General features: G+C 62.1%; 50 protein-coding genes. 4 read left to right on the plus strand and 46 right to left on the minus strand.

Going from position 1 to position 21,567, the window contains the following annotated elements; all coding sequences use genetic code 11:
* Positions 1–140: 140 nt before the first annotated feature.
* From ACFULT_RS26385 to ACFULT_RS26610, 46 genes are all read right to left on the minus strand, one after another.
* Complete coding sequence (locus ACFULT_RS26385; protein WP_378482988.1) at positions 141–467, minus strand: HNH endonuclease; 327 nt, start codon at positions 465–467, stop codon at positions 141–143.
* Positions 440–658, minus strand: a complete 219-nt coding sequence (locus tag ACFULT_RS26390; protein WP_378482989.1) for a hypothetical protein — start codon at positions 656–658, stop codon at positions 440–442. Before ACFULT_RS26390 ends, ACFULT_RS26385 begins: the two co-directional genes overlap by 28 nt.
* Positions 651–839 (minus strand): hypothetical protein, encoded by a 189-nt coding sequence (locus ACFULT_RS26395; protein ID WP_378482990.1) that lies wholly within the window; start codon positions 837–839, stop codon positions 651–653. Before ACFULT_RS26395 ends, ACFULT_RS26390 begins: the two co-directional genes overlap by 8 nt.
* A gap of 9 nt (positions 840–848) precedes the next feature.
* Complete coding sequence (locus tag ACFULT_RS26400; RefSeq protein ID WP_378482991.1) at positions 849–1,022, minus strand: hypothetical protein; 174 nt, start codon at positions 1,020–1,022, stop codon at positions 849–851.
* 214 nt (positions 1,023–1,236) lie between these two features.
* Positions 1,237–1,458: a helix-turn-helix domain-containing protein gene (locus ACFULT_RS26405; RefSeq protein ID WP_378482992.1), complete on the minus strand. Its 222-nt coding sequence runs from the start codon at positions 1,456–1,458 to the stop codon at positions 1,237–1,239.
* Positions 1,455–2,309 carry a hypothetical protein gene (locus tag ACFULT_RS26410; RefSeq protein ID WP_378482993.1) on the minus strand — a complete coding sequence of 285 codons (855 nt, stop codon included), beginning with the start codon at positions 2,307–2,309 and terminating at the stop codon, positions 1,455–1,457. Before ACFULT_RS26410 ends, ACFULT_RS26405 begins: the two co-directional genes overlap by 4 nt.
* 98 nt (positions 2,310–2,407) lie before the next feature.
* Positions 2,408–2,725 (minus strand): hypothetical protein, encoded by a 318-nt coding sequence (locus ACFULT_RS26415; RefSeq protein ID WP_378482994.1) that lies wholly within the window; start codon positions 2,723–2,725, stop codon positions 2,408–2,410.
* Entirely contained in the window at positions 2,718–2,852 is a 135-nt protein-coding gene (locus ACFULT_RS26420) for a hypothetical protein (protein ID WP_378482995.1), read from the minus strand. Before ACFULT_RS26420 ends, ACFULT_RS26415 begins: the two co-directional genes overlap by 8 nt.
* On the minus strand, positions 2,849–3,109 hold the full coding sequence (locus ACFULT_RS26425) for a hypothetical protein (RefSeq protein ID WP_378482996.1): 261 nt from the start codon (positions 3,107–3,109) through the stop codon (positions 2,849–2,851). Before ACFULT_RS26425 ends, ACFULT_RS26420 begins: the two co-directional genes overlap by 4 nt.
* Positions 3,106–3,903 carry a hypothetical protein gene (locus ACFULT_RS26430; RefSeq protein ID WP_378482997.1) on the minus strand — a complete coding sequence of 266 codons (798 nt, stop codon included), beginning with the start codon at positions 3,901–3,903 and terminating at the stop codon, positions 3,106–3,108. Before ACFULT_RS26430 ends, ACFULT_RS26425 begins: the two co-directional genes overlap by 4 nt.
* Entirely contained in the window at positions 3,900–4,202 is a 303-nt protein-coding gene (locus ACFULT_RS26435) for a hypothetical protein (protein WP_378482998.1), read from the minus strand. The genes ACFULT_RS26430 and ACFULT_RS26435 overlap by 4 nt, the downstream gene beginning before the upstream one ends.
* Complete coding sequence (locus ACFULT_RS26440) at positions 4,199–4,615, minus strand: RusA family crossover junction endodeoxyribonuclease (protein ID WP_378482999.1); 417 nt, start codon at positions 4,613–4,615, stop codon at positions 4,199–4,201. Before ACFULT_RS26440 ends, ACFULT_RS26435 begins: the two co-directional genes overlap by 4 nt.
* Positions 4,612–4,950, minus strand: a complete 339-nt coding sequence (locus tag ACFULT_RS26445) for a hypothetical protein (RefSeq protein WP_378483000.1) — start codon at positions 4,948–4,950, stop codon at positions 4,612–4,614. Before ACFULT_RS26445 ends, ACFULT_RS26440 begins: the two co-directional genes overlap by 4 nt.
* Complete coding sequence (locus ACFULT_RS26450) at positions 4,950–5,816, minus strand: hypothetical protein (protein ID WP_378483001.1); 867 nt, start codon at positions 5,814–5,816, stop codon at positions 4,950–4,952. Before ACFULT_RS26450 ends, ACFULT_RS26445 begins: the two co-directional genes overlap by 1 nt.
* A 30-nt stretch (positions 5,817–5,846) precedes the next feature.
* The gene (locus ACFULT_RS26455; protein WP_378483002.1) at positions 5,847–6,077 is read right to left on the minus strand and encodes a hypothetical protein; all 231 of its coding nucleotides are present in this window, start codon (positions 6,075–6,077) and stop codon (positions 5,847–5,849) included.
* Positions 6,078–6,222: 145 nt separating this feature from the next.
* Positions 6,223–6,366 (minus strand): hypothetical protein, encoded by a 144-nt coding sequence (locus tag ACFULT_RS26460; protein ID WP_378483003.1) that lies wholly within the window; start codon positions 6,364–6,366, stop codon positions 6,223–6,225.
* Entirely contained in the window at positions 6,363–6,740 is a 378-nt protein-coding gene (locus tag ACFULT_RS26465) for an MbcA/ParS/Xre antitoxin family protein (protein WP_378483004.1), read from the minus strand. Before ACFULT_RS26465 ends, ACFULT_RS26460 begins: the two co-directional genes overlap by 4 nt.
* A complete protein-coding gene (locus ACFULT_RS26470; protein ID WP_378483005.1) occupies positions 6,737–7,057 on the minus strand; it encodes a hypothetical protein in 321 nt (106 codons plus the stop codon). Before ACFULT_RS26470 ends, ACFULT_RS26465 begins: the two co-directional genes overlap by 4 nt.
* 117 nt (positions 7,058–7,174) lie before the next feature.
* Positions 7,175–7,468, minus strand: a complete 294-nt coding sequence (locus tag ACFULT_RS26475) for a hypothetical protein (RefSeq protein ID WP_378483006.1) — start codon at positions 7,466–7,468, stop codon at positions 7,175–7,177.
* 133 nt (positions 7,469–7,601) lie between these two features.
* Positions 7,602–7,895, minus strand: a complete 294-nt coding sequence (locus tag ACFULT_RS26480; protein WP_378483007.1) for a hypothetical protein — start codon at positions 7,893–7,895, stop codon at positions 7,602–7,604.
* 217 nt (positions 7,896–8,112) lie between these two features.
* On the minus strand, positions 8,113–8,403 hold the full coding sequence (locus ACFULT_RS26485) for a hypothetical protein (RefSeq protein ID WP_378483008.1): 291 nt from the start codon (positions 8,401–8,403) through the stop codon (positions 8,113–8,115).
* A gap of 352 nt (positions 8,404–8,755) precedes the next feature.
* On the minus strand, positions 8,756–9,265 hold the full coding sequence (locus tag ACFULT_RS26490) for a hypothetical protein (protein ID WP_378483009.1): 510 nt from the start codon (positions 9,263–9,265) through the stop codon (positions 8,756–8,758).
* Entirely contained in the window at positions 9,262–9,516 is a 255-nt protein-coding gene (locus tag ACFULT_RS26495; RefSeq protein WP_378483010.1) for a hypothetical protein, read from the minus strand. The genes ACFULT_RS26490 and ACFULT_RS26495 overlap by 4 nt, the downstream gene beginning before the upstream one ends.
* Positions 9,513–10,307, minus strand: a complete 795-nt coding sequence (locus ACFULT_RS26500; RefSeq protein ID WP_378483011.1) for a hypothetical protein — start codon at positions 10,305–10,307, stop codon at positions 9,513–9,515. Before ACFULT_RS26500 ends, ACFULT_RS26495 begins: the two co-directional genes overlap by 4 nt.
* Positions 10,304–10,855 (minus strand): 3'-5' exoribonuclease domain-containing protein, encoded by a 552-nt coding sequence (locus ACFULT_RS26505; protein WP_378483012.1) that lies wholly within the window; start codon positions 10,853–10,855, stop codon positions 10,304–10,306. Before ACFULT_RS26505 ends, ACFULT_RS26500 begins: the two co-directional genes overlap by 4 nt.
* A complete protein-coding gene (locus ACFULT_RS26510) occupies positions 10,852–11,115 on the minus strand; it encodes a glutaredoxin domain-containing protein (protein ID WP_378483013.1) in 264 nt (87 codons plus the stop codon). Before ACFULT_RS26510 ends, ACFULT_RS26505 begins: the two co-directional genes overlap by 4 nt.
* Positions 11,112–11,420, minus strand: a complete 309-nt coding sequence (locus tag ACFULT_RS26515; RefSeq protein ID WP_378483014.1) for a hypothetical protein — start codon at positions 11,418–11,420, stop codon at positions 11,112–11,114. Before ACFULT_RS26515 ends, ACFULT_RS26510 begins: the two co-directional genes overlap by 4 nt.
* Positions 11,417–11,629: a hypothetical protein gene (locus tag ACFULT_RS26520; protein WP_378483015.1), complete on the minus strand. Its 213-nt coding sequence runs from the start codon at positions 11,627–11,629 to the stop codon at positions 11,417–11,419. The genes ACFULT_RS26515 and ACFULT_RS26520 overlap by 4 nt, the downstream gene beginning before the upstream one ends.
* Positions 11,626–12,225: a hypothetical protein gene (locus tag ACFULT_RS26525; RefSeq protein WP_378483016.1), complete on the minus strand. Its 600-nt coding sequence runs from the start codon at positions 12,223–12,225 to the stop codon at positions 11,626–11,628. Before ACFULT_RS26525 ends, ACFULT_RS26520 begins: the two co-directional genes overlap by 4 nt.
* Before the next feature lie 2 nt (positions 12,226–12,227).
* Complete coding sequence (locus ACFULT_RS26530) at positions 12,228–13,067, minus strand: YqaJ viral recombinase family protein (RefSeq protein ID WP_378483017.1); 840 nt, start codon at positions 13,065–13,067, stop codon at positions 12,228–12,230.
* Positions 13,064–13,405, minus strand: a complete 342-nt coding sequence (locus ACFULT_RS26535) for a hypothetical protein (protein WP_378483018.1) — start codon at positions 13,403–13,405, stop codon at positions 13,064–13,066. The genes ACFULT_RS26530 and ACFULT_RS26535 overlap by 4 nt, the downstream gene beginning before the upstream one ends.
* A 39-nt stretch (positions 13,406–13,444) precedes the next feature.
* Positions 13,445–13,924 carry a WhiB family transcriptional regulator gene (locus tag ACFULT_RS26540; RefSeq protein WP_378483019.1) on the minus strand — a complete coding sequence of 160 codons (480 nt, stop codon included), beginning with the start codon at positions 13,922–13,924 and terminating at the stop codon, positions 13,445–13,447.
* 105 nt (positions 13,925–14,029) lie between these two features.
* Positions 14,030–14,239: a hypothetical protein gene (locus tag ACFULT_RS26545; protein WP_378483020.1), complete on the minus strand. Its 210-nt coding sequence runs from the start codon at positions 14,237–14,239 to the stop codon at positions 14,030–14,032.
* Positions 14,236–14,484 carry a DUF3310 domain-containing protein gene (locus ACFULT_RS26550; RefSeq protein WP_378483021.1) on the minus strand — a complete coding sequence of 83 codons (249 nt, stop codon included), beginning with the start codon at positions 14,482–14,484 and terminating at the stop codon, positions 14,236–14,238. The genes ACFULT_RS26545 and ACFULT_RS26550 overlap by 4 nt, the downstream gene beginning before the upstream one ends.
* Positions 14,484–14,714: a hypothetical protein gene (locus ACFULT_RS26555; protein WP_378483022.1), complete on the minus strand. Its 231-nt coding sequence runs from the start codon at positions 14,712–14,714 to the stop codon at positions 14,484–14,486. Before ACFULT_RS26555 ends, ACFULT_RS26550 begins: the two co-directional genes overlap by 1 nt.
* The gene (locus ACFULT_RS26560) at positions 14,711–14,926 is read right to left on the minus strand and encodes a hypothetical protein (RefSeq protein WP_378483023.1); all 216 of its coding nucleotides are present in this window, start codon (positions 14,924–14,926) and stop codon (positions 14,711–14,713) included. Before ACFULT_RS26560 ends, ACFULT_RS26555 begins: the two co-directional genes overlap by 4 nt.
* Positions 14,926–15,111, minus strand: a complete 186-nt coding sequence (locus tag ACFULT_RS26565; RefSeq protein WP_378483024.1) for a hypothetical protein — start codon at positions 15,109–15,111, stop codon at positions 14,926–14,928. Before ACFULT_RS26565 ends, ACFULT_RS26560 begins: the two co-directional genes overlap by 1 nt.
* Entirely contained in the window at positions 15,108–15,320 is a 213-nt protein-coding gene (locus tag ACFULT_RS26570) for a hypothetical protein (protein ID WP_378483025.1), read from the minus strand. Before ACFULT_RS26570 ends, ACFULT_RS26565 begins: the two co-directional genes overlap by 4 nt.
* Positions 15,317–15,544, minus strand: a complete 228-nt coding sequence (locus ACFULT_RS26575) for a hypothetical protein (protein ID WP_378483026.1) — start codon at positions 15,542–15,544, stop codon at positions 15,317–15,319. Before ACFULT_RS26575 ends, ACFULT_RS26570 begins: the two co-directional genes overlap by 4 nt.
* Complete coding sequence (locus ACFULT_RS26580) at positions 15,541–15,813, minus strand: hypothetical protein (RefSeq protein WP_378483027.1); 273 nt, start codon at positions 15,811–15,813, stop codon at positions 15,541–15,543. The genes ACFULT_RS26575 and ACFULT_RS26580 overlap by 4 nt, the downstream gene beginning before the upstream one ends.
* A gap of 88 nt (positions 15,814–15,901) precedes the next feature.
* Entirely contained in the window at positions 15,902–16,165 is a 264-nt protein-coding gene (locus ACFULT_RS26585; protein WP_378483028.1) for a hypothetical protein, read from the minus strand.
* Complete coding sequence (locus ACFULT_RS26590; protein ID WP_378483029.1) at positions 16,162–16,617, minus strand: hypothetical protein; 456 nt, start codon at positions 16,615–16,617, stop codon at positions 16,162–16,164. The genes ACFULT_RS26585 and ACFULT_RS26590 overlap by 4 nt, the downstream gene beginning before the upstream one ends.
* Positions 16,614–16,871: a helix-turn-helix domain-containing protein gene (locus tag ACFULT_RS26595; protein WP_378483030.1), complete on the minus strand. Its 258-nt coding sequence runs from the start codon at positions 16,869–16,871 to the stop codon at positions 16,614–16,616. Before ACFULT_RS26595 ends, ACFULT_RS26590 begins: the two co-directional genes overlap by 4 nt.
* Positions 16,868–17,470, minus strand: a complete 603-nt coding sequence (locus ACFULT_RS26600) for a phage antirepressor KilAC domain-containing protein (RefSeq protein ID WP_378483031.1) — start codon at positions 17,468–17,470, stop codon at positions 16,868–16,870. The genes ACFULT_RS26595 and ACFULT_RS26600 overlap by 4 nt, the downstream gene beginning before the upstream one ends.
* A gap of 220 nt (positions 17,471–17,690) precedes the next feature.
* Positions 17,691–18,434 (minus strand): GIY-YIG nuclease family protein, encoded by a 744-nt coding sequence (locus ACFULT_RS26605; RefSeq protein ID WP_378483032.1) that lies wholly within the window; start codon positions 18,432–18,434, stop codon positions 17,691–17,693.
* Entirely contained in the window at positions 18,431–18,682 is a 252-nt protein-coding gene (locus ACFULT_RS26610) for a hypothetical protein (protein WP_378483033.1), read from the minus strand. Before ACFULT_RS26610 ends, ACFULT_RS26605 begins: the two co-directional genes overlap by 4 nt.
* 223 nt (positions 18,683–18,905) lie before the next feature.
* On the opposite strand from ACFULT_RS26610, the gene ACFULT_RS26615 reads away from it, so the two are divergent.
* The 4 genes from ACFULT_RS26615 (at position 18,906) to ACFULT_RS26630 (ending at position 21,406) form a co-directional block, all read left to right on the plus strand.
* On the plus strand, positions 18,906–19,565 hold the full coding sequence (locus tag ACFULT_RS26615) for a hypothetical protein (protein ID WP_378483034.1): 660 nt from the start codon (positions 18,906–18,908) through the stop codon (positions 19,563–19,565).
* A 91-nt stretch (positions 19,566–19,656) separates the two neighbouring features.
* Positions 19,657–20,082 carry a hypothetical protein gene (locus ACFULT_RS26620; RefSeq protein ID WP_378483035.1) on the plus strand — a complete coding sequence of 142 codons (426 nt, stop codon included), beginning with the start codon at positions 19,657–19,659 and terminating at the stop codon, positions 20,080–20,082.
* Positions 20,079–20,306 (plus strand): DUF3263 domain-containing protein, encoded by a 228-nt coding sequence (locus tag ACFULT_RS26625; RefSeq protein WP_378483036.1) that lies wholly within the window; start codon positions 20,079–20,081, stop codon positions 20,304–20,306. The genes ACFULT_RS26620 and ACFULT_RS26625 overlap by 4 nt, the downstream gene beginning before the upstream one ends.
* The gene (locus ACFULT_RS26630) at positions 20,303–21,406 is read left to right on the plus strand and encodes a tyrosine-type recombinase/integrase (protein ID WP_378483037.1); all 1,104 of its coding nucleotides are present in this window, start codon (positions 20,303–20,305) and stop codon (positions 21,404–21,406) included. The genes ACFULT_RS26625 and ACFULT_RS26630 overlap by 4 nt, the downstream gene beginning before the upstream one ends.
* Positions 21,407–21,567 lie beyond the last annotated feature (161 nt).

Genomic DNA, 21,567 nt, shown 5'->3' on the forward strand with positions numbered 1-21,567 from the left:
AAAGGGCAGCCAACCCCATGACGGGGATGCAGCCGGAAAGTTCGATCACCAGACCCGTAGCCATCCTGAGCCACAGAGCGTTGCGCTCTTCCCTCCTAGCCGGGGGGAGGGGTGGACCCCTGGGGGGTCATTGGTGGGTCTCAGTTCATCCCTGGGTGGCGTTGCCGTGTCCCTGGGTGGGTGAGTTTGGTTCGGTTGTTGCGGGCGCTCTCGTGTGATTGCTGCCCGGTTTTCTTTTTGTGGCATGGCCGGCAGAGTGTTTGGAGGACTTCGAGTCTATGGTCTGCGCGGTTGCCTGTGTGGTCGCAGTCGAGGGTTTCGTATGTGCCTTTGTAGCCGCAGGTTTGGCATCGGTAGTGGTCTCGGGCGTGAACGGCGCGTTTGATTTTCTGCCATTCGCGTTGGGGTGGGAGGTCTTGGGATCGTTCGCCTGTCCACATCAGGTGTTGGCCTTCGATCCTGGCCATACGCCCGTCATGCGTTTGTGGAGGTTGGCGCAGTATCCTTCTGCGCGGCCTGGCATGTGCTCGTCGAGTTTGCGGACGCAGCGGGTGAAGTCACCGCTGGTGCCCCATCTGATGGCGAGTCCGCCTTTGCCTGTTGTCCAGTACTTGCGGAGCTGTTCTGCGCTTCCGTCGCCTGGCTTCGTGTCAGCCATGTGTGACCTTGGGTGTGGTGTGGATGCGGCGGTACGACAGCAGTTGCCGGTCCAGCCGCGCTTCCAACACTGTGAGGCGTTCGGTGTGTCGGAGTTCTTCCCATTCGCCGACTGTGAGGACGGCGCGTTCTCTGCGGAGTTCGGCGAGTGTGTCGGTGAGGAGGTCTTCGAGTGTGGGCATTACGGTCACCTACTCGCAGTCGCAGGTGTCGGGGTGTTGGGGTCCGTAGTTGACGACGTATCGGTTGCCGAGGGCGTTGATGGTGAGTCTGTGTACGCCGTGGTGGTCGGATTCGGAGATGGTGTATTGCGCTGGTGCGATGCGGTATGCGAGCCGGTGGAGGAGGTTTGCGACGGTGTTCACCGTGCTCTCCGTACAGCCCAGCGGATGACTTGGGCGATGCACTCGAACCACCAGTCAGCGACCATCGGGTGCTCCTCGCCTACGAGGGTTGGGGTGGTAGTACGCCCGCGTGCCGAAAGGTGCGGACCATTGTGGCGGGGAAGCACACAACCACCCCAAGAATCAGAATGGCCAACCTGTGTGTGGATACAGGTCGGCCCTGCGCAAAAGAATATCAGATAGCCGGTTCGCTGCACATGCTTCGGTGTCGTGTCGCCCTCTCCACGTCCCGCAACTCCCCTAACTCGATCAGCACACGACGCCCCAGTCTATGAATGTTCTGCAGCTTTCCCGATGAGATCCATGACGTGATCGTTGGTTGCTTGCGGCCGGTGATCTCCACTGCCTGAGCGAGAGTCACATACTCGGGGGTGTCGATGTCGAGGATGTTGATCATGCCGTCCGCTTCCCTTTTCGCTCTGTCTCCAGTTGCTGCCATAGGCGCTCGAGCATCGGCCATTCGGACTCGGGGACTTTCCATCCACACCTGAGGTCGGTGCATGTGACCGCAACAGGCCATGAGTGGATGAACTGGCCGGCGGTGTTGTAGATCGGCCCGTTCGATGGCGGGAACACGACCATCGTGTCTCGGTCGCATTCCCGGCAAAGGTAGCCCTTGAGTGGGCGAGGCTTGATTGCGTGCGGCCACCGTGCAAGGTGTGTCTGGCGTGGTCGTGCGACCTCGTCGAGGAACTCTTCGATCCAGTCTTGCTCTGCTATCCACTCGATTCGCCGCAGTAGGTAGCGGGTGACTTCGTCGACGATCGAGGTGTTTCCTGCGCGGATGCCTGCCACACGATCATCGTGTGCGTTCCACCACGCGCCCGAGAGATCAGGGCCGTTCTCGCCGCGTTCTTCGGCGACCATGCGTGTCCATGACGCAAGGCATGCGAGTTCGGCGTCTGCTGCGTCCACGGCCGCGTCGGAGAGGGGTAGCGGAGTCGATGGTCCCTTGGGCTTCTTGGAGCCGTCAGAATCCTTCTGGGAGCCGGATGGGGAGATGTTCGAGCGTAGCCACGACACCATCGTTGGGGTGAACGCGATCAGCTCTGTCAGCTTCGACAGGTGGCCGACACAGAGCAGTGAGCCTTCGTGCGAGCCGGAGACCGGGCGCCCTCCGTCTTTGGCGTAGTCCCAGATGGCTTTCTCGCCATCTCCTACGCCTGCGCGCCCGTTGGAGTCGGTGAAGTCCTCGCCCTCGTCCGGGACTCTTCTGTGCGGTAGTACGCAGTTCGTGGTACTTGCCATGTTTATTCGACTCCCGTTGTGCGGCAATCCATCTCGACTGTCATTGTACAGGATTGGCGCCTATATCTCGAGCCGTGGCGCACGTCAACCCACCCACATCAGATAACGATTTCAGCACTCGGCCGCAGCAACTCCACACCCCTGGCTGTCACGAGAAAATCACCACGGCACCCACACTCGCAGCCGTCCAGCAATCCCCGCCGAATCAATCGCCTCGCTTTCGCCAGCACCACCTTCGACGGCACCCCTGGGACATCCCCAACCACCGTGAACGTTGGATCACTCTCCAACCCGCCCAACACGCGCTCCACATCCCAACGAGTGGCAGGGATATTCGGACGCCGGCGGATGGCCTCTTCGACAGCGGCAAGAAAGTCGATGTCGGGGATATCGCGGGCGTGCCGGTAATCACCCACGCCGTTCCTCCTTGTTGATGTCGTGCACTGTCACTGTCCGCTCCATCATGGCGGCGATTCGTCGCAGGGTGGCGTTGAGTTCGCGGAGTTCCGCGAGGAGTAGGGTTCGGAACTTCTGCTTGCTCATCTCGTCCCCTGCCTGTTGGTTGCCTGAGCCTGCCGCTGTAAAGCAAGAACGGCAGTGATGCGACGGCGGCTCATTCGCCACTGAAATGCGAACAGAAGAAGGTTTGGGACTGCCGCCAAGAGCGCGCCGCCCATGAGTTCCAGGACGGTCCAGCGCGCGTCGAAGAAGTGGTTGATTGCCGCCAGTGTCAGCAGAAAGGTGAGCCATGCACCTGAGGCGAACGCAGCCCATACGAGGTTGTTCTTTTGTTGGCTCATCTCGTTCCCTGCTTGTTCGGTTGGTTGTGGTGTCGTCTGGGTCGGCGGGTTCGGTTGACGTCGGCGGCCCAGAACGGCGGCGTGGTGGATGGTTGCGGAAGTGCGCGCTGCTGGGGTGTGCGAGTGTCGGGATCGTCTAGTTGTGCTCCGAGGTTAGCGAGTCCTGCCCTGACGGATTCCATTCCGGTGGCCACTGCTTGCGCCAGGTCGCCGAACATGGTGATCGCGGTGTGGATTGCCTCTCGAACGGACGGCATGGCTGTGTGTGGATCCTCGCCGATTGTGATCGTCCAGCCGCCTCTGCCGTCCGGCTCGCGGGATTGGACTCGGCCGACATGTACGACGCCGGCGCCGTTGTCCCAGCCAACCCGCTCGCCTTCCGCCAATCGAAAGTCTTCACCGACCATGTACGGGCGGCCATCGGCGATCCGGAATCGTTCAGTGGAGCGCGCTTCGGTCAGTGTGGCGCGCAATGTTTCCCATCCGGTCATATCGAATGGGTCGTCTGGCAACTGCCAAATGCCGTCGTAGACGAGGCTTTCACGCCACGGCCCCGGGGTGTTTGATCCGACGCACATGACGGTCGACTCGTCGGTGTCGTAGCTGTACTGAGAATCGAACCGGCCGAGTGCGCGCATGCGGTCGATGTGTTTCGTGATCGGGAGTCCGTGCCAGTCGCGGCCGCATCGGCAGCGGTCCTGGTTGATGTTGTGGTCGTAGCCGGATCGGTTGTCGTAATTTGCCAACTGCTCGTCTACGAGGGCGTCGATCCGGTCGATGATGTCGTCGGTCATGGTTCGCTCCTCTGCCCCCAGTGGTTGGGCTTGTCGGGGTCGGCGGGGTGGCCGTAGCACTCGTAGGCGCGGTCTGTGAGGCGGAGTCCGACGATCATGGGCGGGCTGCAGATGCCGCCTCTGCGGTGTGCATCGAATGCTGTGATGCCGGAGAACGTGGTGTGGCAGCCGGTGCAGTGGCAGGTGTTCATGCCGCCCCAGCGCTTCTGGCAGCGCGGGCAGATAGCCATTCCTGCCTTGCCCGTGGAAATCTGAGCGTCGTTTTCGGGGTTTCGGTCACCCTGTAGCGGAATGGTCATGCGGATAGCTCCTGGGGCAAATCAGAGATGGTCACTGTCAGGCCGGGTTTCTCGCCGATCGCTGCGAGTCGTTTGGTGGCGCGGAGGTCGACCACTCGCGCATCGTCTTCGAAGCACAATCCCGAGAGTGCGTCGAAGACTCCTCGGACCAACTTGTCGAGGTCTGGTTTGCGCATGGCGGGCGGTGTGCGGCGTTTCGGTGTCGAGGTCGGCCGCGGCATGACGAACGCGAGTTGGACGGCGACAGCGCCGGCCCTGAGTGGCACGTGGTGTTCGCGGGCGGTCCAGGCGACTCGTTCACGCCACGGCTTGAGGGCTTTCGAGGATTCGATGAGCACTCCCCTGCCGATGTGGCGTTTCGAGCCTTGGGGTGCTGGGATTCCTTCGACGTGGAATCGGGTTGGCTCGGTCATTGGTCCACCCGCTTCGAGTCGGCGAGTGCTTGGATCTCGGCCATGAGGCGTGCGCGTGTCTCGGGTGATGCCGGTGGCGCTTTCGGCAGGGCGAGCACTTCGCTTGCTGGTGCGGGGTGTCGCTTGCTGGCTCGGATCGATTCGGTGACGTGTCCGGGCATCAGCCAGGCCGTCGATTTCGCGTAGTGCTCGTGGATGGCGTTCAAAGCATCTCGGGAATCCCAGCGGGCACGCGCCGCAGCCTCCTTCCATGCAGCTATGGACGGGCCATCGATCTTGCGGGAGTCGTAGGCGGACATGATCTGCAGCATGGTGACGATCTCGTCGTGGTTCATCAGTAGCCGCCTTCGATGGCTCGTAGGTGATTCGGGGGTGTAAGTCCGGCACGTCGCAACAGCTCCTGATCGGGGTGCTCTTTGTGCAGTTCGGCTTGAGCGAGTTCCATTTCGCGAGGCGTCAGTCCGGCTGGGCCTCGCCCGGGTGGTCGTTCGGCGGCACGGGCTTTCATGAGGAGTTGGCCGTACTGCTGTCGGAACTTCGGCATGGACAGGATGTTCGAATGCCAAAAGGTGTCGTTTTGGCACCAGTCGATGAGTCGGTGGGCTTGCTGGGGGTCGACACCGTCGTTGTCGATCAGTAGTCGAGCCTCGGTTCGCCATTTTTCGCCGATGGTCGCTTTGCCGCCGTTGGCGATGATGCGGGCGTGGAGATGGAAGCAGAGTTCATCGACGTCCTTCCTCGGCGGCTTTGCCGACGAAGACTCTTTTTCCTCTGCTCCCCTGTTCCTCTGTTCCACTGCTCCAGGCGCGAGAGTCTCGCGAGGGTCTCGCGAGGGTCTCGCGAATTCGGCGTTCTCGCTGGTGGAGTCGGGGTATCTGGCCTTGCCTGGCTTGTCTATGCGTTGGTGGTTCTTCCACGAGACAATCTCGAGAAATGGCCTCGAATCCACCGAATAGCGGTGCAGCAAACCTCTTTCAGTCAGGTTCAGGATGCCTCGCGAGACTCTCGCGAATGTCTCGCGAGGGTCTCGCTCCAAATCTGCTGCGAAGAGGTCCGCGCAGATATCGGCGAGCTTGTCCTTGCCGACACCGTTGTCGTCGACGTATGACCAGAGGCCTATGAAGAGGAGGCGATCCTCGATGTCGAGGTCGGTGATGTCATCGGAACGCCAGAACTCCGGCTTGATGGATCGAATCCTCATGCCACCGCCTGGGGTGGTCGCGGTTGATCGTCAGACATTCTCGCTGCCCGCCCTTTTCAGCATGCCGCGAACAGCCGCCTCGCTCACTCCGAGTTCGGCACCGATCTCGAAGTGCGTTGCGCCGTGCTGACGCGCAAGGCGCATGCAGTGGATTCGATGCAGACGTGTGGCTTCCTGTCGTTGACGTAGGATTGCCAGCAGTTCGAGGGCTTGTCGTTTGTCGTCCGAAGTGGACATGTCGGTGACCGGCGATACACTCATCGCGGCCCCTCCTTCCGTTGCAAGGTGGGCGCAAGGGTTCGGTTCCGGCGCTGCAACGCCGGGGTCGAACCCGTATTCGATTTTAAAGACTTGGAGTGACAAATACTTGCCCTCTCTGCGAAACCCGAGTGCGTGCGAATTGGCATCACAGCCCGCCTTCCAAACTTCTGCGCTCGGAACTCCCGAGCGGGTATGTCTCGGCCCGGTCGCGGGGCCTGTCGCGGATGGCGTAGGTGATGCCGCAGAGGGCGAGTGGGATGACGACGCCGGCGATCAGGTAGATGGTCACAGTCCCCCCTCGATTCGGCGGGCAACCCCGAGCACTAGTTGCCCTTCCCCTGCCGTGATTACATCGACAGGTCGGCGGCCGCCCAGGTGATGGTTCGGGGAGTTGAGATAGAGATCGATGCCACCGGGAAGGTAGGTCTCGCTTAGGACTTCGACGATTGCATCCCGGAGAGGGGTGACGGCAAACGAAGCAGTCACCACACCAGCAACATGAGCGGCGTGCCGCACAATGCCTCGGTCCTCGTCGAGTTGTGTGTACTCCGCGGTGTCGCTATGAAACAGACGACCGCATGTGCATACAACTACGTCTTCGGTAGCCGTGGACCGCACAGCGTGTTCAGCCAGTAGCGCGGTGAGGTCGGTCTCTGCGCTCATCGGACCACCATGCTTTCCATGCCGCGTGCTTCGATCTGCCGCTCGAAGAATTTCAGGAAGTCAGCGTTCTTCACGGCATCGAAACCGCTGAGTCGGAGCACGTATTCGCGTTCCTGGCACAGTTCGCGGATGAGTTCGTCGACGTAACCGCCAGCACAGGCGAGTAAGTCGTCGCCGTGGATCGTGACCACGCAGTAGGCGCGCGGCCCGTCATCCTCGTGCAGTGATGAGTGGGCTATCAGTTGTTCCTGGATAAGGTTTCGTGCGGACCAGCGTGTGCCGCAGAGCCGCGGCAGCACGAGATCATGCGCGCTCATGGCTTCTCCTCTTCAGCGGTAGAGGCTGCGGTGAAGTTGCGACACTCGCACGGTGTGTCGTGGCACGGGCCGACGTTGCCCCAATGCCACCAGTCCTCGTGGCCGCATGCGCAGGTTTCAGCCATTGGTGCCGTCCCCCGAGGGGTTTCGATACTCGGCAGCAATAACTGGCCCGTAGAGCGCCTTCCGAAGAGCGTCGGCGGCGTCGACGAAGTACAACGATCCAGTCGACTCCGCCCATGCATCTGCGAGCTTTTCGACAGCCGAGAGCGTGCCGACAGCGGAGCTGTGCTCACCAAGGGCCCATTCGGCGATCGAATAGCTCGCGGCTTCGTTCGACGTTGATCGGCCGCTTGCAACTCGATCAGGGTCTCCGTACACGCCGTGGGGGTTAGGGTTTTCGCTAGTCACGATGGCCCTCGTTTCAGGTGGGTGCGCCGCGAACATCTTGCATTCTGTGAAACCCATGCAGACCGGATCGTTGCCTGGTCCAACTGTTGTGATGCACTTTGAAAGCCGTACACGCCCACAACGGGAGCAAGTCCTAGTCGGCAGCGGATAGTCGGTCATTGGTGTCCTCCTCAGCGGCAGCAGCAGCGGCGAGGGTTACCCATTGCTCTCGGAGGCGTCGTAACCGCGCAACTGCTTCGTCGTTCCACCCGAACCGGGCTTGTAGCTCGGGCATCGCCGGGTCATCATCGGGATCATCTGAATCCCAACCTGAGACAATGCCGTACAGCCACGCGGCTTCCTTCTCGGTTGACCAGTCCTTACTGCTGAATGCGCACATTTGTTCCAGCGAGTCGAATACGTTTTCCGCAGGCTTGAACAGGCTCATGGCCGATCCTCTCGGTAGTGCCCACCATTCATTGCGGCGTCGAGGGCGGGATCGCGAGGCACGATGCTGTATCCGGCGTCCGACAACCGGGACACCACATGAGCAGCGGACATCTCACGCGCCTCTTCAGACGTCCGCGCCGGAGCAGTCCACCCACACCGGCACTCGTAGTTGTCAACACGGGTGTGCTGCATCAGAACCGCAATGAGTTCCTTGCTCACGACTGTGCCCCTTTCCGTGCGCGCTCGACCTGGTCGAGGATTTCCGTTGCGAGAGCGTCGGCTTCGTTCCACCTCAATGCCGCGAGACGCGCCTGCTGACGGAGACTGCGCACATCATTGACCGTCCAGCGGTCCTTGAAGACGCGCTCCGACATGCCAGCCTGTGCGGCGAGGATCGCCACGCCGCGTAGCTCCTTCGCGATCTTGTTGCCGCTCGCTTGCATCTCATCGATCGAGAGTGGTTCCGGTTCGACGTCCGGGACTGCGCGTATCCGCCCCTTGCTCACGACTCACCTCGAGCAGCACGCCACTCGCGAAGATGCGGACCATCCCACAGCCGTTCGAGAACGTCGCCGTCGCGGACAGCTAACCGCGCTCCTAGCTCGTCGCTTGTCTCGCACCATAGGGAGCCGTCCGGGGCGATCACGCGCCACCATCGGCCTGGCGCCCAGTCGCCCCGGATCACGGGCACGATTGCGATGTCGGGGAGGGATGCAATAACAGACGCCTGATGGGCAGCGTGCGTTCCTGGCGTGAGGTTCGTGGGTCTCCATCCGCATTGACAGACCGGGTAGACATACCCAAGGTCGCGATGCTTCGCCAGCGCCTCTGCGATGACCTCCACGGGAATCAGAGTGCTCATGACACCACCACGGCGGCCCGCGCACCCTGCGCCTCGTACGTCTTACGCGTCGCCCGCAGCAAAGCCACCTGAACGTTTCGCGGCAACGGGTCGCGCTGCGTATAACCGACAAGCTTCGGCCGCAGCCTCGGTGCCTGACGTTTCACCTGTAGCCGCCCCGACCGGACGGTGAGGATTCCCCAGTTGGCGGGCGGCATCAGGTTGCTCAAGACCTTCTCGTCGGACACCGCGAGCCAGAAGAAGTCGAGATGCTCGGAGAACGTCTCGGCCTTCTCGGGGTGGTCCAGCTCGCGCTTAAGATCGCTGCGCGAGCACTTGATCTCGATGCCGTGCATCGCGAATCCGTTGGACGGCCACATGTCCGCGACCACCGCGTCGAGGCAGCGTGTTGACCATGTCGGATTGAACTGGACATGCTCGGCAACGACGTACCGCGGCGATGTGCCGTTGAATGCGTGCGCGTAGCGCTTGTGGACCAGGTCGAGCATCTCGCGTTCGGTGGTCACGGTGTCTCCTGTGGGTCGAGGGCAGCGCGGAGCTGTGATGTGTAGACGTACGTCAGACCCCAGTCATCTGGTGCCGAGTTCTCGTTGCGTTCCAGGACTTCCCGTACTCGGGTGATGGTGTTGTCCCGTTCCCGCAGAGCAGCCACCAACGCAGGAACGTCGCACTTGATCAGCTCCGCAGCCCCCGCCATTGACATGACCGTCACGGAAGCTGCGCGCGCTTCGATGGCGTCGAGATCCAAGGTGCTCATCTCGCCCACCGCCTATTGATCTCTGCGGCGGCCCAGTCGGTCCACGTCAGGTGCGACCCGGGAATGGGAGCTGTCGAGTAGAGCGTGTGCTCGGTCGTCCCGGTGCGAGGGTTGGGCAGCAGGTAGCCGCCCAACCCGATCGCAGCCTCCACATACCGGCCAGGCGTCAACCGCGCCCACCAATCCTCGGACTGGATCTTGCGGAGATCAGCGAACGGATCGGACTTGCGTTGCTCCAACGCCGAGAACGGGGACAGTGCGCCGGCAATCTTCCGGGCCGGTGAGAATCGTGCCGCCGAGCAGATGATGTCGTTCGGGTTGGCGAGCTCGAGCACCACAGTGTTCGCGGGCCAGCGTCCATGCGACGAATGCAGGCCGTACCCGTTCATCACTGGGATGACCGAGTCACCCGGAGCTCGAGCAGGGTTGGCGATGTTGACCACGAAGTCGACTTGCAGCTTCGAACCGTTGTCGTTCAACCACTCCCCTGCCTCGACACGTTCGAGGAAACGGGAGACGACGATCCCGCCGAGACTGTACGAGATCAGCCCAGCCGGATACTTCGATGCTTTCACCTGCCGCGCGAGATCCTGCACCCCGATCTCGACGCACCGGTCCAAGTCCACAGGCGGGTTACCCTGTCCTGATCCGATGCGGCCGATCGTTGCCGGGTAGATGCACTCCCCGAACTCGAATGCGTTGGGGTCCAGTTTCTTCGCGACCGCACCCGTCATGCCCTTGAAGACACCGCGCTCGTTCCCTGTGCCGCGGACGGTGAAGATGCTTCTCATGGTCGGCCTCCCAGCAGAGCTTCATACCGGCGTTTTAGGTGTCGTGCGTCCGCGAGTGCGTTGTGCTCGCCCACCTCTTGCTCGGGCAGTTCGGGGTCGCCTAGTCGGTGCGCCTCCTGCTTCAAATCGTTCGTGTACATCGGCAGGCCCTTGGGGAGGTGAATCATCTTCCCGAAAAGTTGCGCGAGAACGACGTGGTCGTACGCCGCGTACCAAGCCCACAGCTCAGGCTCCCCTTCGCCGTCGAGGAGAAATTCACGGACCTCGTTCGCGATGACCCACTTCGGCTTGACGATCGTCGACCTACGATCAAGGCTCCAGTAGTAACCGTTGCCGGATGTGTGCTTGTTGACCTTGGGCTCACGTCCATTCAATGGCAGCGACGGAATGACGTTCTCGCACAACCAGCGGTCGTTCTTGATGCGGTCCTCGGGCATCTCCGAGTTGACGGCGTAGTACTCGCGGCCGTCACTAGAGACAATGCCGATCGAGATCAACTCGATCGTCCGTCCGTCGTCGAGAAATTCGGTGTCGTAGAAGTACTTCATGCGCCTCTCCCCTCGCCCATGAGGTACGCGAGCGCCTCGATCTTCTCGGGCCGGTAGTCGCCCCAGTGGTCGGTGCCGTCCGGGAGTCCTTCGACGATGACGACGGGGACACCCCGGTAGCCGAGTTCGAGGATCGGGTCCGCAGCATCCGGTGTCTTGGTGACGTCGATTTCTTCGAACGGGATGTGGTTGCGTGTCAGCGCTCGCTTGGTCCCGGCGCACGGCATGCAGCGGGGCTTGCTGTAGACGGTGACCTTCATGCGATCGCCTCGATCCCCAGCGTGTTCAGCACGAACCGTGCGATGTACTCCTCGTGATCGACGGGCGACGGGGCGGCACGGTAGCCGTCACGGATCGCGCCGGCGAGCTTCGAGACACTGACAGCGGGCACCTTCGTGGCAGTCCCGTGCTCGACGAGGGCAAGAGTCAGCGCATGCATCGCGTTGCGTTGCGCGATCGCGGAGTACACGATCGCCGTCGTACCGTCACGCTCCACCTTCAGCGCGTGCACGGCATCGGTAGCTGCATCCTCGGATAGGAGAAGTTGATCGTCGACGGCGCTCACTTGGCCACCCGGCCCTTGATAAGCGAGATGGTGTACATCGACATCTCGCCGCGCTGATCGTACGAACTGGACTTGATCGACACGATGGTGTTGCGATCCCAGTTAGCGGTCTGATTCATGATCTCGTCGAGGTCGGCAAGGGTGATGTGATCCCGCGCATCGAGCTCAAGCTTTGTGGTCAGTGATGCTCGTCGGTTCTGATCTTTCATGCTGGCTCACCGCTCTCGACTGGCTCGGATGCCTTGGCGAACTCGGCGGCCTTCGCTTTGCCGGCGGCACCGATACGGTCACGCTGACCACCAAGATTGAACGACTTCAACTCCTTGCTGACAGCATCGAGTGCTGCACGATCAGTAGCCGCCTCGATGCTGGCGATGATGTCGTCGGCCTGCTCCGGAGTGATGACCGGCAGTGCATCCGGCAGCGGTTCGACGGTGTACGGCTTACGTTTACCTCGGGTGACAGTGAGCGCGAGGGTTAGCTTCTTGTCGATGTCGGACATGTGCGAGATGCGGATGCCGCCGACCTTGTCGCTGCCGAAGGAGATTTCGGGGTCGCGGTAGATCATCATTCGGCGCCCTGCGTAGGCGCTGGCTTCGGCACCCCACGCGTTGATGAGGACGCGGATCATCGACTTCCCGGGGCGGTAGGGGCGGCGCGGTCCGAACTCCGCCGTGACGATCTCGACGGGCTGCTCGGCGCTTCCCTTCCGTGTCTCGGTGATGGTGACGACGCGCGGCCCGGACATGAGGTCGTCGGCGTTGATCTGATCTGAGCGGGGTGCTGCCGCTTCGGTGATGTTCATGGTCAGAACCTGATTTCGGTGAGTTCGCGGGCGGTCACGGGGAATCCGTCGACACCTGCGTTGTAGGCGTCGATCATGGTGGCGGCATTGGTCTCGAAGGTGTCCGCGGCGGCGATGATGGCGTCGAACCAACGCGGGTCCGGGTAGACACGGACACGCCACATTGGCATTCCCCCACACCAGCTCACATAATCGAGCCATGCGCGACCGGATACGAGAAGCCCGCATTGCAACTGTGGGATGTTCTCGATCGGCGGCTGCCCGGACAGAATGGTTTTCAGGTGCTTCTTCGGGCGGCGGCTTTTGATTTCAATCAAGCCGTCCTCACCGACCAGCCCATCCGGTGAATACCCCAGCTTCACGCCGGGGAGCTCGAACGTCATGAACCCGACCTCGGTGACCGGCGCGTAGCATTCGCTGTACTTGTCGCGAGCTTTCGGCTCGTCGAGTTGCCCGCGCAGCATGTCGTCGCTGACGTACATGTCTTCGGTCCAGCCGGTGATACGTTCGGCGGTCAATGCCAGTGTCAGACTGTTGGAGATGTCGGTGTCCGCCGTCTCGAAGATCGTCGCTTCGTCGCCGGCCTTGCGTGCGACGTCGCCGCGTTCGGGGTGCAACGTCTTGATCGAGCCTCCCGTTTTCGTCTTGCTGACGCACGGCTCGTTCGCGGGTGCATGGCATGCGGGGCAGTCGTATTCGGCGGGCTTCAGCTTGCGGGTCGTGATGAGGTTGCCGACGATCGAGGCTGTGACTATGCCCCTGCGTGCGGCTAGCCATTCTTCTGAACCTTGGTCCAGGTCGTCGATGGTGGTCCTACGTGGGAGGGTGATCGTGTCGGTCATGGTCGGACTCCAGGGTCGGTGATGTGTGTGATGGTGAGGCCGTCCGCTTCGAGTTGGCGGAGTACGAGTTCGGGCCATTGCGGGCGCTGCTCGGGTTTCCATCCGAGGGCTTTCGCGATCGACTGGATGGCGGTGTCGCGGGTGTCGTCGGAGGTGGGTAGTCCTCCGTTGGCGACGCGTGCGGCTTCGAGTAGGTCGGCGGCTCGGAAGGTCGGTGCCGCTTTGGCTTCCCCGTCGACGCTCACTGTCAGTCGGACTCGGCCGCCCGGTTCGGCACTGAGGTCGACGGCACTGTGGCCGTCCTGGAGATGGGTCGTGTGTGCTTCTGTGGTGGTCATACTGCTATCTCCTGCCTGATGTGGGGTCGATGCGGCGCGTCATGACGCCACCGACTCATGCAGTTCCCCGGCCAGGTACTTGCGGAAGCAGCTCACGCACATACCTTTCCGCTTCGCCGAGAGAGTGTCCGGGAACTCCTCCAGCGTGCGGCCGACTGGTCGAACCATCCGCCCGCAGATGCCTGTGCACTCGGCAGGGCTACGCAACTGCCTGCCGCCCTTGCGCACCGGTTTCGGCGTCGTGGCACCGGCGATCGCACGCAATGCTTCGAGTGCCTTCTGTCGTGTGCGGGTTGCATAGCCGAGGTACTCCCCCGCCCACACACCGGTCACCACGTAGTCCTCGTTCACTTCGAGGGCGGTCCGTGCGCAGCCGACGACAGCGGCGACGGGGCATGTCGCGCACAGCTTCTTCGCGTGGTTGGCGTCCCAGCCTGCTGTTGAGCCTTCCGGGAAGAGGATGTCGGGGTCGATGCCTTTGCAGGCCGCCTCGGCTTCCCAGGTCCTGTCGTGTTTCATAGTGTTACTCCGAGCTTCTCTTCGATCCACGCGTCGTAGGCGCGGTCTCCTGCGGTGTCGTCTTCGTCGTGCAGATCCCACAGTTCTGCGGGATCGCGGTAGGGGTCATGTCTCACGGCGGCTCACCTCGACGGGCATTTCGATTGCGTGGACGGGGCATTGGTGGATGCCGTTCCACAGTCGACCTGGGGTGCGGTCATCTGCTACGAACGTGCGGCCCTGAACACCCAACTCCCGCACGACGGTGCCCGATGCGAGATGCCACAGGACACGCTCGTCGAACACCACAGCAGTGCGAGGCAGAATGGCGCTCATGACCCACCGCCCAGCCGTTTGATCTCGCGGTCCAGGTACCAGCGGGCCTTCTTCAGATCCTCGAGCTCGCTGCCCTTCTCCCCCGCACGCCAGACATACTTGATGGCGTTGCCGCGGTTGAAATTGAAATGCTCGGTGACGGTGATGCATTCGACGCCGCTGGGATGGCTGCGGTAGTGGGCGGGATGGTCGACAGGATCGGCGTGGACCTTGTCGACGATGGCGCGCTGTTGGTGTACGTCCATCACACGCCCCCGACCTTGAACCAGATGCACGCCACGATGAACGCGCCCAGCCCGATCAAGGTGAGCGCGGACCACACGTCGACCGGCTGTTTTCCTGCCTGCCGGATCGGCTCGTCGTAGTGCTGGTCGGTGTCGTTCTCGTCGGGCCAGGTGTTCGACACGACGAGGGACAGGTGGCGGGGTTCGACGACGGAGCCGCGATGGATGGTGAGGTGGTCGAGATCGCTCATGGCTGCACCTCGGCAGGGTCGGCCATGCGCTCGATGAGGGCGTCGATGCGTGCCTCACGGCGACTGCCCTCGCCGCGGAATCGGTTGATGCTCCTGCCGTCCTTCAGCACCCAAATGATGACGCCGTCGTAGATTCCCTCGTACCCGCCGTCGATGCCGTACTCGACATCGTCCGGGTACGTAAACGCCTCTGCCGAATTCGCTGCGACCATCACGCCACCTCCTTTTCGATGCGGATTTCGTCGCCGTACGCCCATGCCTTCAACCCGCCGGCGAGGGTGAGTCGGAACAGTCCCCCGCGCGGTCGACGTGCACGCGCAGAGATCGGGCCGGGATCGTCGCAACGCGAGAGCGTGATGATCTCGCGGTCGGATTGCGTTGGGATCGTGAGCTTCACCAGTCCACCCCCTGCGCACGGACCTTCTCAAGCTCGTCAGCGATAGCCGCGTACTTCGTCTCGTAGTCACGCGCGACCTGGATCGCTTCGTCGATGCCGAGGGTCGACACGTTGATCCACGTGTCGTGCCCTGTGCGGCCTTTGAGGTCTGCTCGGATCATCTGATTACCGCCGGTACGACGCTTGGTGATGAGGATGTCGGCGCTCATTCGGCATCGTCCGATGGATCGAACACGACCTCGAAGAATGCGGCGCCGTCAGCAACCACGAACTGGCCATAGAAATCGCCGTCGAAAGTCTCGCCGTTCGTTGTCACGCCGCCCCACTTTTCGATCGTCGGGATGACGGTGTCCAACTTGTCGAACGGCACGAAAGTCAGCCGCTTGCCTTCCGACTGCGCCTCGTACTCGGTGCGGATCCGTACTTCGATCATGGTTTTCTCGTTTCGTTTGGGGCGCCGGGAGCGGTAGGAAGTCCGCTCACCGGCGCCAGGGAACCCGCGCCGCCCAGCCCGGCGGCAGCAGGAAGAATTTGGCGTTCAACATCGGAACGCAGCACGGGTACACCGAGCATGTGCGCGAGTGCGACAAGTGAGTCAACGACCATGTTCGGAACAGCGACACCGAGAATCAGCGCGTCGAGATCGCAGTCGGCGCCCATCGGGTAGCCGTCGTACACCTCGCCACGCGCGATGAACGTCATGGCGCCAACCACATTCCGCATGACGGGGCGACCACGAACGTCACCAGCAGCGCGACGGACAAGGCGAGATGCGGGCTGATACGACGGATCATGAGGCACCATCCAGCGTGAACGTTCGGATAGCGCCAGCCCTCGGGTCCATCTCGAAACGCTCGCCGTTCCAGAGCATCCCCGCGCATTCGCAAGGCGACTTGTCCTCGCGAAGTTGACCGAAACCGCATTCACGCCCGAAGTGACGCATCGCTATATGGCCGCAGTCCTCGCAAAACCCGCCGATGTGCGGCCCCTTGCCAGACGCCTGCATCGCAGCATGGTCACGAACGTCTGCCGCGTACTGCTCCACGTCGCTCATTGCGAGATCACCACCAGCGGCGCACACCGGCGAGCGAGATAGCCGGACTGAGTGGCGTGATGGTCACCCGTTCCCCGCCAAAGAATCTGGCCCATCCCATTGCTCTCGCGAGACCACGCCCGGCATTCACCATCCGCAACAGCCTCGGCGCTGGACTCCACGATCGAACCAACGGGCAGCGCATCGAGAGCCGCCTCGATCTCCCCCGGGTCGCCGGTGAGAACGCGGGGCGGTGGTCGCCACCCCGCGCGGGCTACCCCGATAGCAGCGGACGATTGCCGATTGGTCAGCGATCGACGCTCGAAATCTTCGAGGTCATCCCAGGATCGGACGCTGTCATCGACGCCGAAGCTGGACGACTCGCGGCGACCCTGCTCCTCTTCGGCTTCTGAGTTCCACAACGCCTCAGCAATGATCGGCATCAGGAGCTGCCTGTTCTCATTGATGTTCATGCGGTCCTCCGCAACTTGCGAGGCGCGGGCGTGACCCGGCCGAGCTTGGTCTGGGTTTGCTGGGGATTGGTTCCGCGCAGCCACGCATCGAGGTCGTCGCGGTGAATCCGCCACGTGCCCTTGCGGTACGGAGCAGGCCGGCCACCCTGCGTGGCGACGATCTCCCCCGTGCGAAGGGCGCGGTACAGGTGATTCGTCCCGCAACGTGCGTAGGCGGCTGCCTCTTTGACCGTGAGAATCGGCGACTGGGTCATGCGGCACCGCCGAGGTTTCCAGCCGCGCGTAGTCGCTTGACGATCAACTCGATACCGCGCGGCAACACCTGCAGCGTGTAGTGCGAGCACGATCCCCACGTGTGATTGACGACGGTCTCCCGGGTCAAGAAATGGTGGGCGTACTGCGCACGGAAGTCGTACATCACGTCGCCGCACGGTGCGTGCTTCACGAAGATCAGATCCTCGTCGAGGAGAAAACGGCGAAGTTCGACCTGCTTCATGCCGAGCGTCTTCGCCACCTCACGGACCAGACGCGCCCCACCCTGAGCAGTGAGGTAGGCATCCGCGAGCTCCGCCTTGGGTTCGAGCTCCGCGATCCGGTCATCCTTGGCAGCGAGCATCTGCTGTGCGGCCATCAGTCCGCGTGCCATCTCCTCAGCCGGGGTGAGCGCAGGTGCGCTGGCAATCTCTGCCTGGCGAGTCTTGATTGCAAAGTAGGACTGAGCCGCCGCGATCTGCGGCTTGCGCGGGTCGCCGTTCATGGCGACGAGGTAGCAAGCGAAGCGAACCATCCTGTAGTCGAAACGTGGACGGCCTCCGGACTTTTCCGTGACGCCGCGGAAAAGGTCGTCGAACACGTAGCCTTGGTTCTCGGCCGTCAATCGGGCGCGGTCAATCGCCGACTCGAAGTTTTCCCACCGGTCATAGCCGAGGTGCGACATTAGGTCGCGAGCGGACCACGTTCCGTCTGGACGCTGCATCGCATCGAACGTCGACTCCATTGGTAGAGTCAGGTCTGACATTGGAACTCCAATCTGTGTCGTGGCCGTCACCTGTTCGCCCAGGTGGCGGCTTTTCCTATTTCGAAACGAGAGCGCGAAAGTCGATCTCGTCTGCTTCTTCCAGCGCTGGGGCAATCGCTTGATCCCAGGTCTCGCCGCGTTCCATGCGCACACGCAGTGCCGACTGGACATAGAGTCGACGGGCCTGTTCTGCGGCCTTGGCTGTCGGAGCGGAACTGACGTGAATCGGGTCGCGCTCGACGGCCTCGGCGTACAGCTCGGCTGCCTTAGCTCTCGTGTAAGGGCCGCGCACCCGGAACTTGGCCACATTCGTAGCCCACTCGCGCCGTGCGTATTTGGTCTGCTCGGTCCAGTGCGCCTGTGGCTTGATCGAGCGGGCCACGAACAGAAACTCGCCATTCGGCCCGTAGCACTCGTATACGTAGAACATGCGGTCATTCGCGGCCGCTTCGATGGCGCGGTTGCGTCGTTTCTGCCCGGCTTGAGGATGCGACGTACCGCGCCTTTGCTGGCGCCTACGTGGCACTGGAGTCCAAGCTTCCACGGGGAACTCTGACGCGTGGCTCTCGACGTAGGACCGTAGTTCCGGTGTCGCCTTGAACCATTCACCGTGCACGCGAATGGACTTGAAGTCTCCGTGTAGCGCTTGTTCGCCCTCAACGCCGACCCCTGGCATCACTCCCACGAGTCGACACGGTTCGGGAGTCTGCAGGTTCCGAATCCTTTTACGAGGGTCCGAGGCAACGCCGATCTTGATGGCGTTGGCGCGGGGCGCGAAAAGGAAATACACGTCGCTCATGCCACCTGCTTTGCACTTGCCGAAGCAACAAGCACGGTTGCCGAGAAAAGTGAGCCGGGAGGGGCATTGAGTGCCTCCTCTATGCGGCGGGCGGTGTCAGGCCCGACCGTGTCGCGGCCCGCTTTGCCCTTCGAGCGAAGGAACGCGATCGATGCACGCGAGCATTTGGCCGCTTCCGCGAGGGAGGCATTGCTCATCCCGCGGTGCTTCATGTAATCGCGAAACGCTGTCTTGCTGATGAGTCGCACCCAGAGCCTCCCTGGATCGGTTGGAAAGTGCTTCGCCACTGTAACCCCTCGCTTTCTGCTTGGTCAATCAACAAGCAGAATGTAACCACACTTGGTTACACCGCGCAATAGATGTAACCGGGCGCGACCAGCCGGTTCAGAAATTTCTTTGGGGTAATTTGTAACCACCCTGGTTACAGCAGGATTATTCGAACACTCGAAAATCGTGGGAGCGTCTGAAACCGTGAGCAAGCTAAGCGACCTGCTGAACAGTCAGCCGGTGACTGCCCGACAGGCAGCGGAGGTAGCCGACAAGCGCGGCATCTCCCTGCCCTACGGGACAATCGCGGCGTACTGGTCCGGCAGACATGGGCGGCCATCCGCCCGCACGCTGGAGCGGCTCGCCGAGGTTCTGACGATCCCACTGGCTCAACTTCAAAAAGCGGCATGGAACAAAACGGCCCCGGCCGAAGATTGGACCCCACCGCCTGAAGTTCGGCTACTCAACGATCGTCAGCGCCGCGCACTGGACGAGCTGATCCGCAGCTTCGCCGCGACGCAAAGGGAAGACGATGAACAAGTCACGCAACAGGGGACGCAAGAGGGCAGCACGGAGCACATCGGCGCAGGCGGCACGGCGCGCGACTCAGGAGCCCCCATAGCTGCCGATCCATCAGAGTTCAGGAAGGCCGCGGCGGAGCTCGGCAAACGCATCTCCAACGTGGTGCGCGACGGCGAAACTGCTGACGAAATGATGCAAGATGCACGCGAGCTACATCATGGCGACAAGGACGACGCCTTGATCTCGCCGAGTCAAGTCACACAGGCTGACCTTGCACTGGCTCGCCGAGAGGGCCTGACTGAAGACGAGATTCGCGAGAAGTTCGGCATTCCCTACGATTAGTCATCCATTCGGATGACATTCGTCGACGTTTCCGCAGGTCGGCTAATTACATCTGCGTAGTTTGTCGGTGTCGTACCGCAAGGTGTGTTTCATGAGTTGGCACCCGTGGAGACACCTACGAGACCACCACCCTCATGTGCACGTCGCGTACCCAGACGGCGACACCGGGTGTCTCGGGAAGTGGACCGAGGACGGCATCGAGATCAACCGCCGATCCAATCAGCGCGAACGACGATGCACCCTCACCCATGAAATCGTGCACGTCGAACGTGGCCCGGTACCCGCCGATCTTCGACTCGCCCTGCGCGAGGAAGAGATCGTCGACCGCATCACCGCAGAACGGCTCATCGAGCTCGATCGTCTCGTCGACGTCCTCGCATGGAATCGGTACCGCGTCGACGACGAGGCCGCCGAAGAACTGTGGGTCGACCTGCCCACACTGCTCACCCGCGTCCGGAATCTCACCGACGACGAACGCGGATTCATCGACCGAGAACTAACACGGAGGCAACCGTGACACCACAACAGGAAGCGATACTGGCTTTCGAGAAACGCTTCTACACAACACAATCCGGCAAGGAGAACGACATCGCCGAAGAACTCGGCATGTCGGCGGTACGCTACTACCAATCCTTGAACGCTCTGCTCGACGACCCGGCCGCCCTCGCAGCCGAGCCGGTGCTCGTCAAACGACTCCGCAGGATCCGTGACAGCCGAGCGAAACTACGAAGGGCTGGATGATGGCGACGGTCAGCCGATACACCACCGTGAAGGGTGAGCGGTGGCGTGTCCGGTTCCGCACGCCGGACGGTCGATCGACCGACAAACGCGGGTTCCACTCGAAGGACGATGCCGAGAAGTGGGGCAATCTTGTCGAAGTCGACAAGATGCAGAACCGCTACGTCTCCCCCGCCGCAGGACTCGTCACGGTCGGTCAGCTAGCGGAGCAGTGGTTCGAGAGCAAGATCGACGTGAAACCGTCATCGCGTGAGCGGTACCGGCAGACGCTCGAGCAACAAGTGCTGCCGCGCTGGGACCACGTGAACGTCTCGAAGGTGACGCGCCCTGCACTGCAGGCGTGGATCAACGAACTCTCTCGGGACCGGGCGCCGTCGACGGTGAAGAAGGCGCATCACGCGATGTCGATGATCCTGGCGGTAGCGGTGCGGGATAACCGCATACCGACGAACCCGGCCGAGAAGCTGAACCTGCCACGTGCTCGGCACGACGATCCGACATTCCTGACACGGGACCAACTGTTCACGCTCGCCGCCAATGCTGGCCCGGGCGAGCTCGTCGTTCTGACGCTCGGGTTCACCGGTTTGCGGTGGGGTGAGATGGCGGCGATGAAGGTCCGCCGCTGGGACGCGGCTCGGCGTAGGCTGACCGTCGCGGAGTCGGTGACCGAGATCAACGGGAATCTGACGTGGGGCACACCGAAGACTCATGCCAGCCGAACCGTTCCTGTGCCGGCGTGGCTCAGCGAACGGATCTCGGAGAGCATCGAAGGTAAAGGGCCGGACGATCTGCTGTTCTCGACGCGGTCCGGCGGTGTACTGCGCAACAAGAATGCTCGCCGAGACTGGTTCGATCAGGCCGTCGTCGACGCGAAGCTACCGAGGATCACTCCGCACGATCTGCGGCACACGGCAGCGTCGATCGCAATCTCGGTCGGCGCGAACGTGAAAGCGGTGCAGCGGATGCTCGGTCATGCGTCGGCGGCGATGACGCTCGATCTGTACGCGGGATTGTTCGAGGATGATCTGAACGATGTCGCCGACCGGATCGAGGGGCCGCGAACGGCTGATGTCGTGACGCTCCGGGTCGTCAATGATGCCTGATTCTTGCCCACGTTTTGCCCACGCGAACGAGTTAATACCGAATTTCAGCAGGTGACACTGGTTGATAAAGTGCCTGCTCGCAACGGGTTTCGGTCTCTGACCTGCACCCCGGTTCGATCTCATAATCCATTGGTCGCGGGTTCGAGCCCCGCCCGCCCCAC

The sequence above is a fragment of the Rhodococcus sp. NPDC057297 genome (genome assembly GCF_042667435.1).
In the GTDB taxonomy this organism is placed as follows: domain Bacteria; phylum Actinomycetota; class Actinomycetes; order Mycobacteriales; family Mycobacteriaceae; genus Rhodococcoides.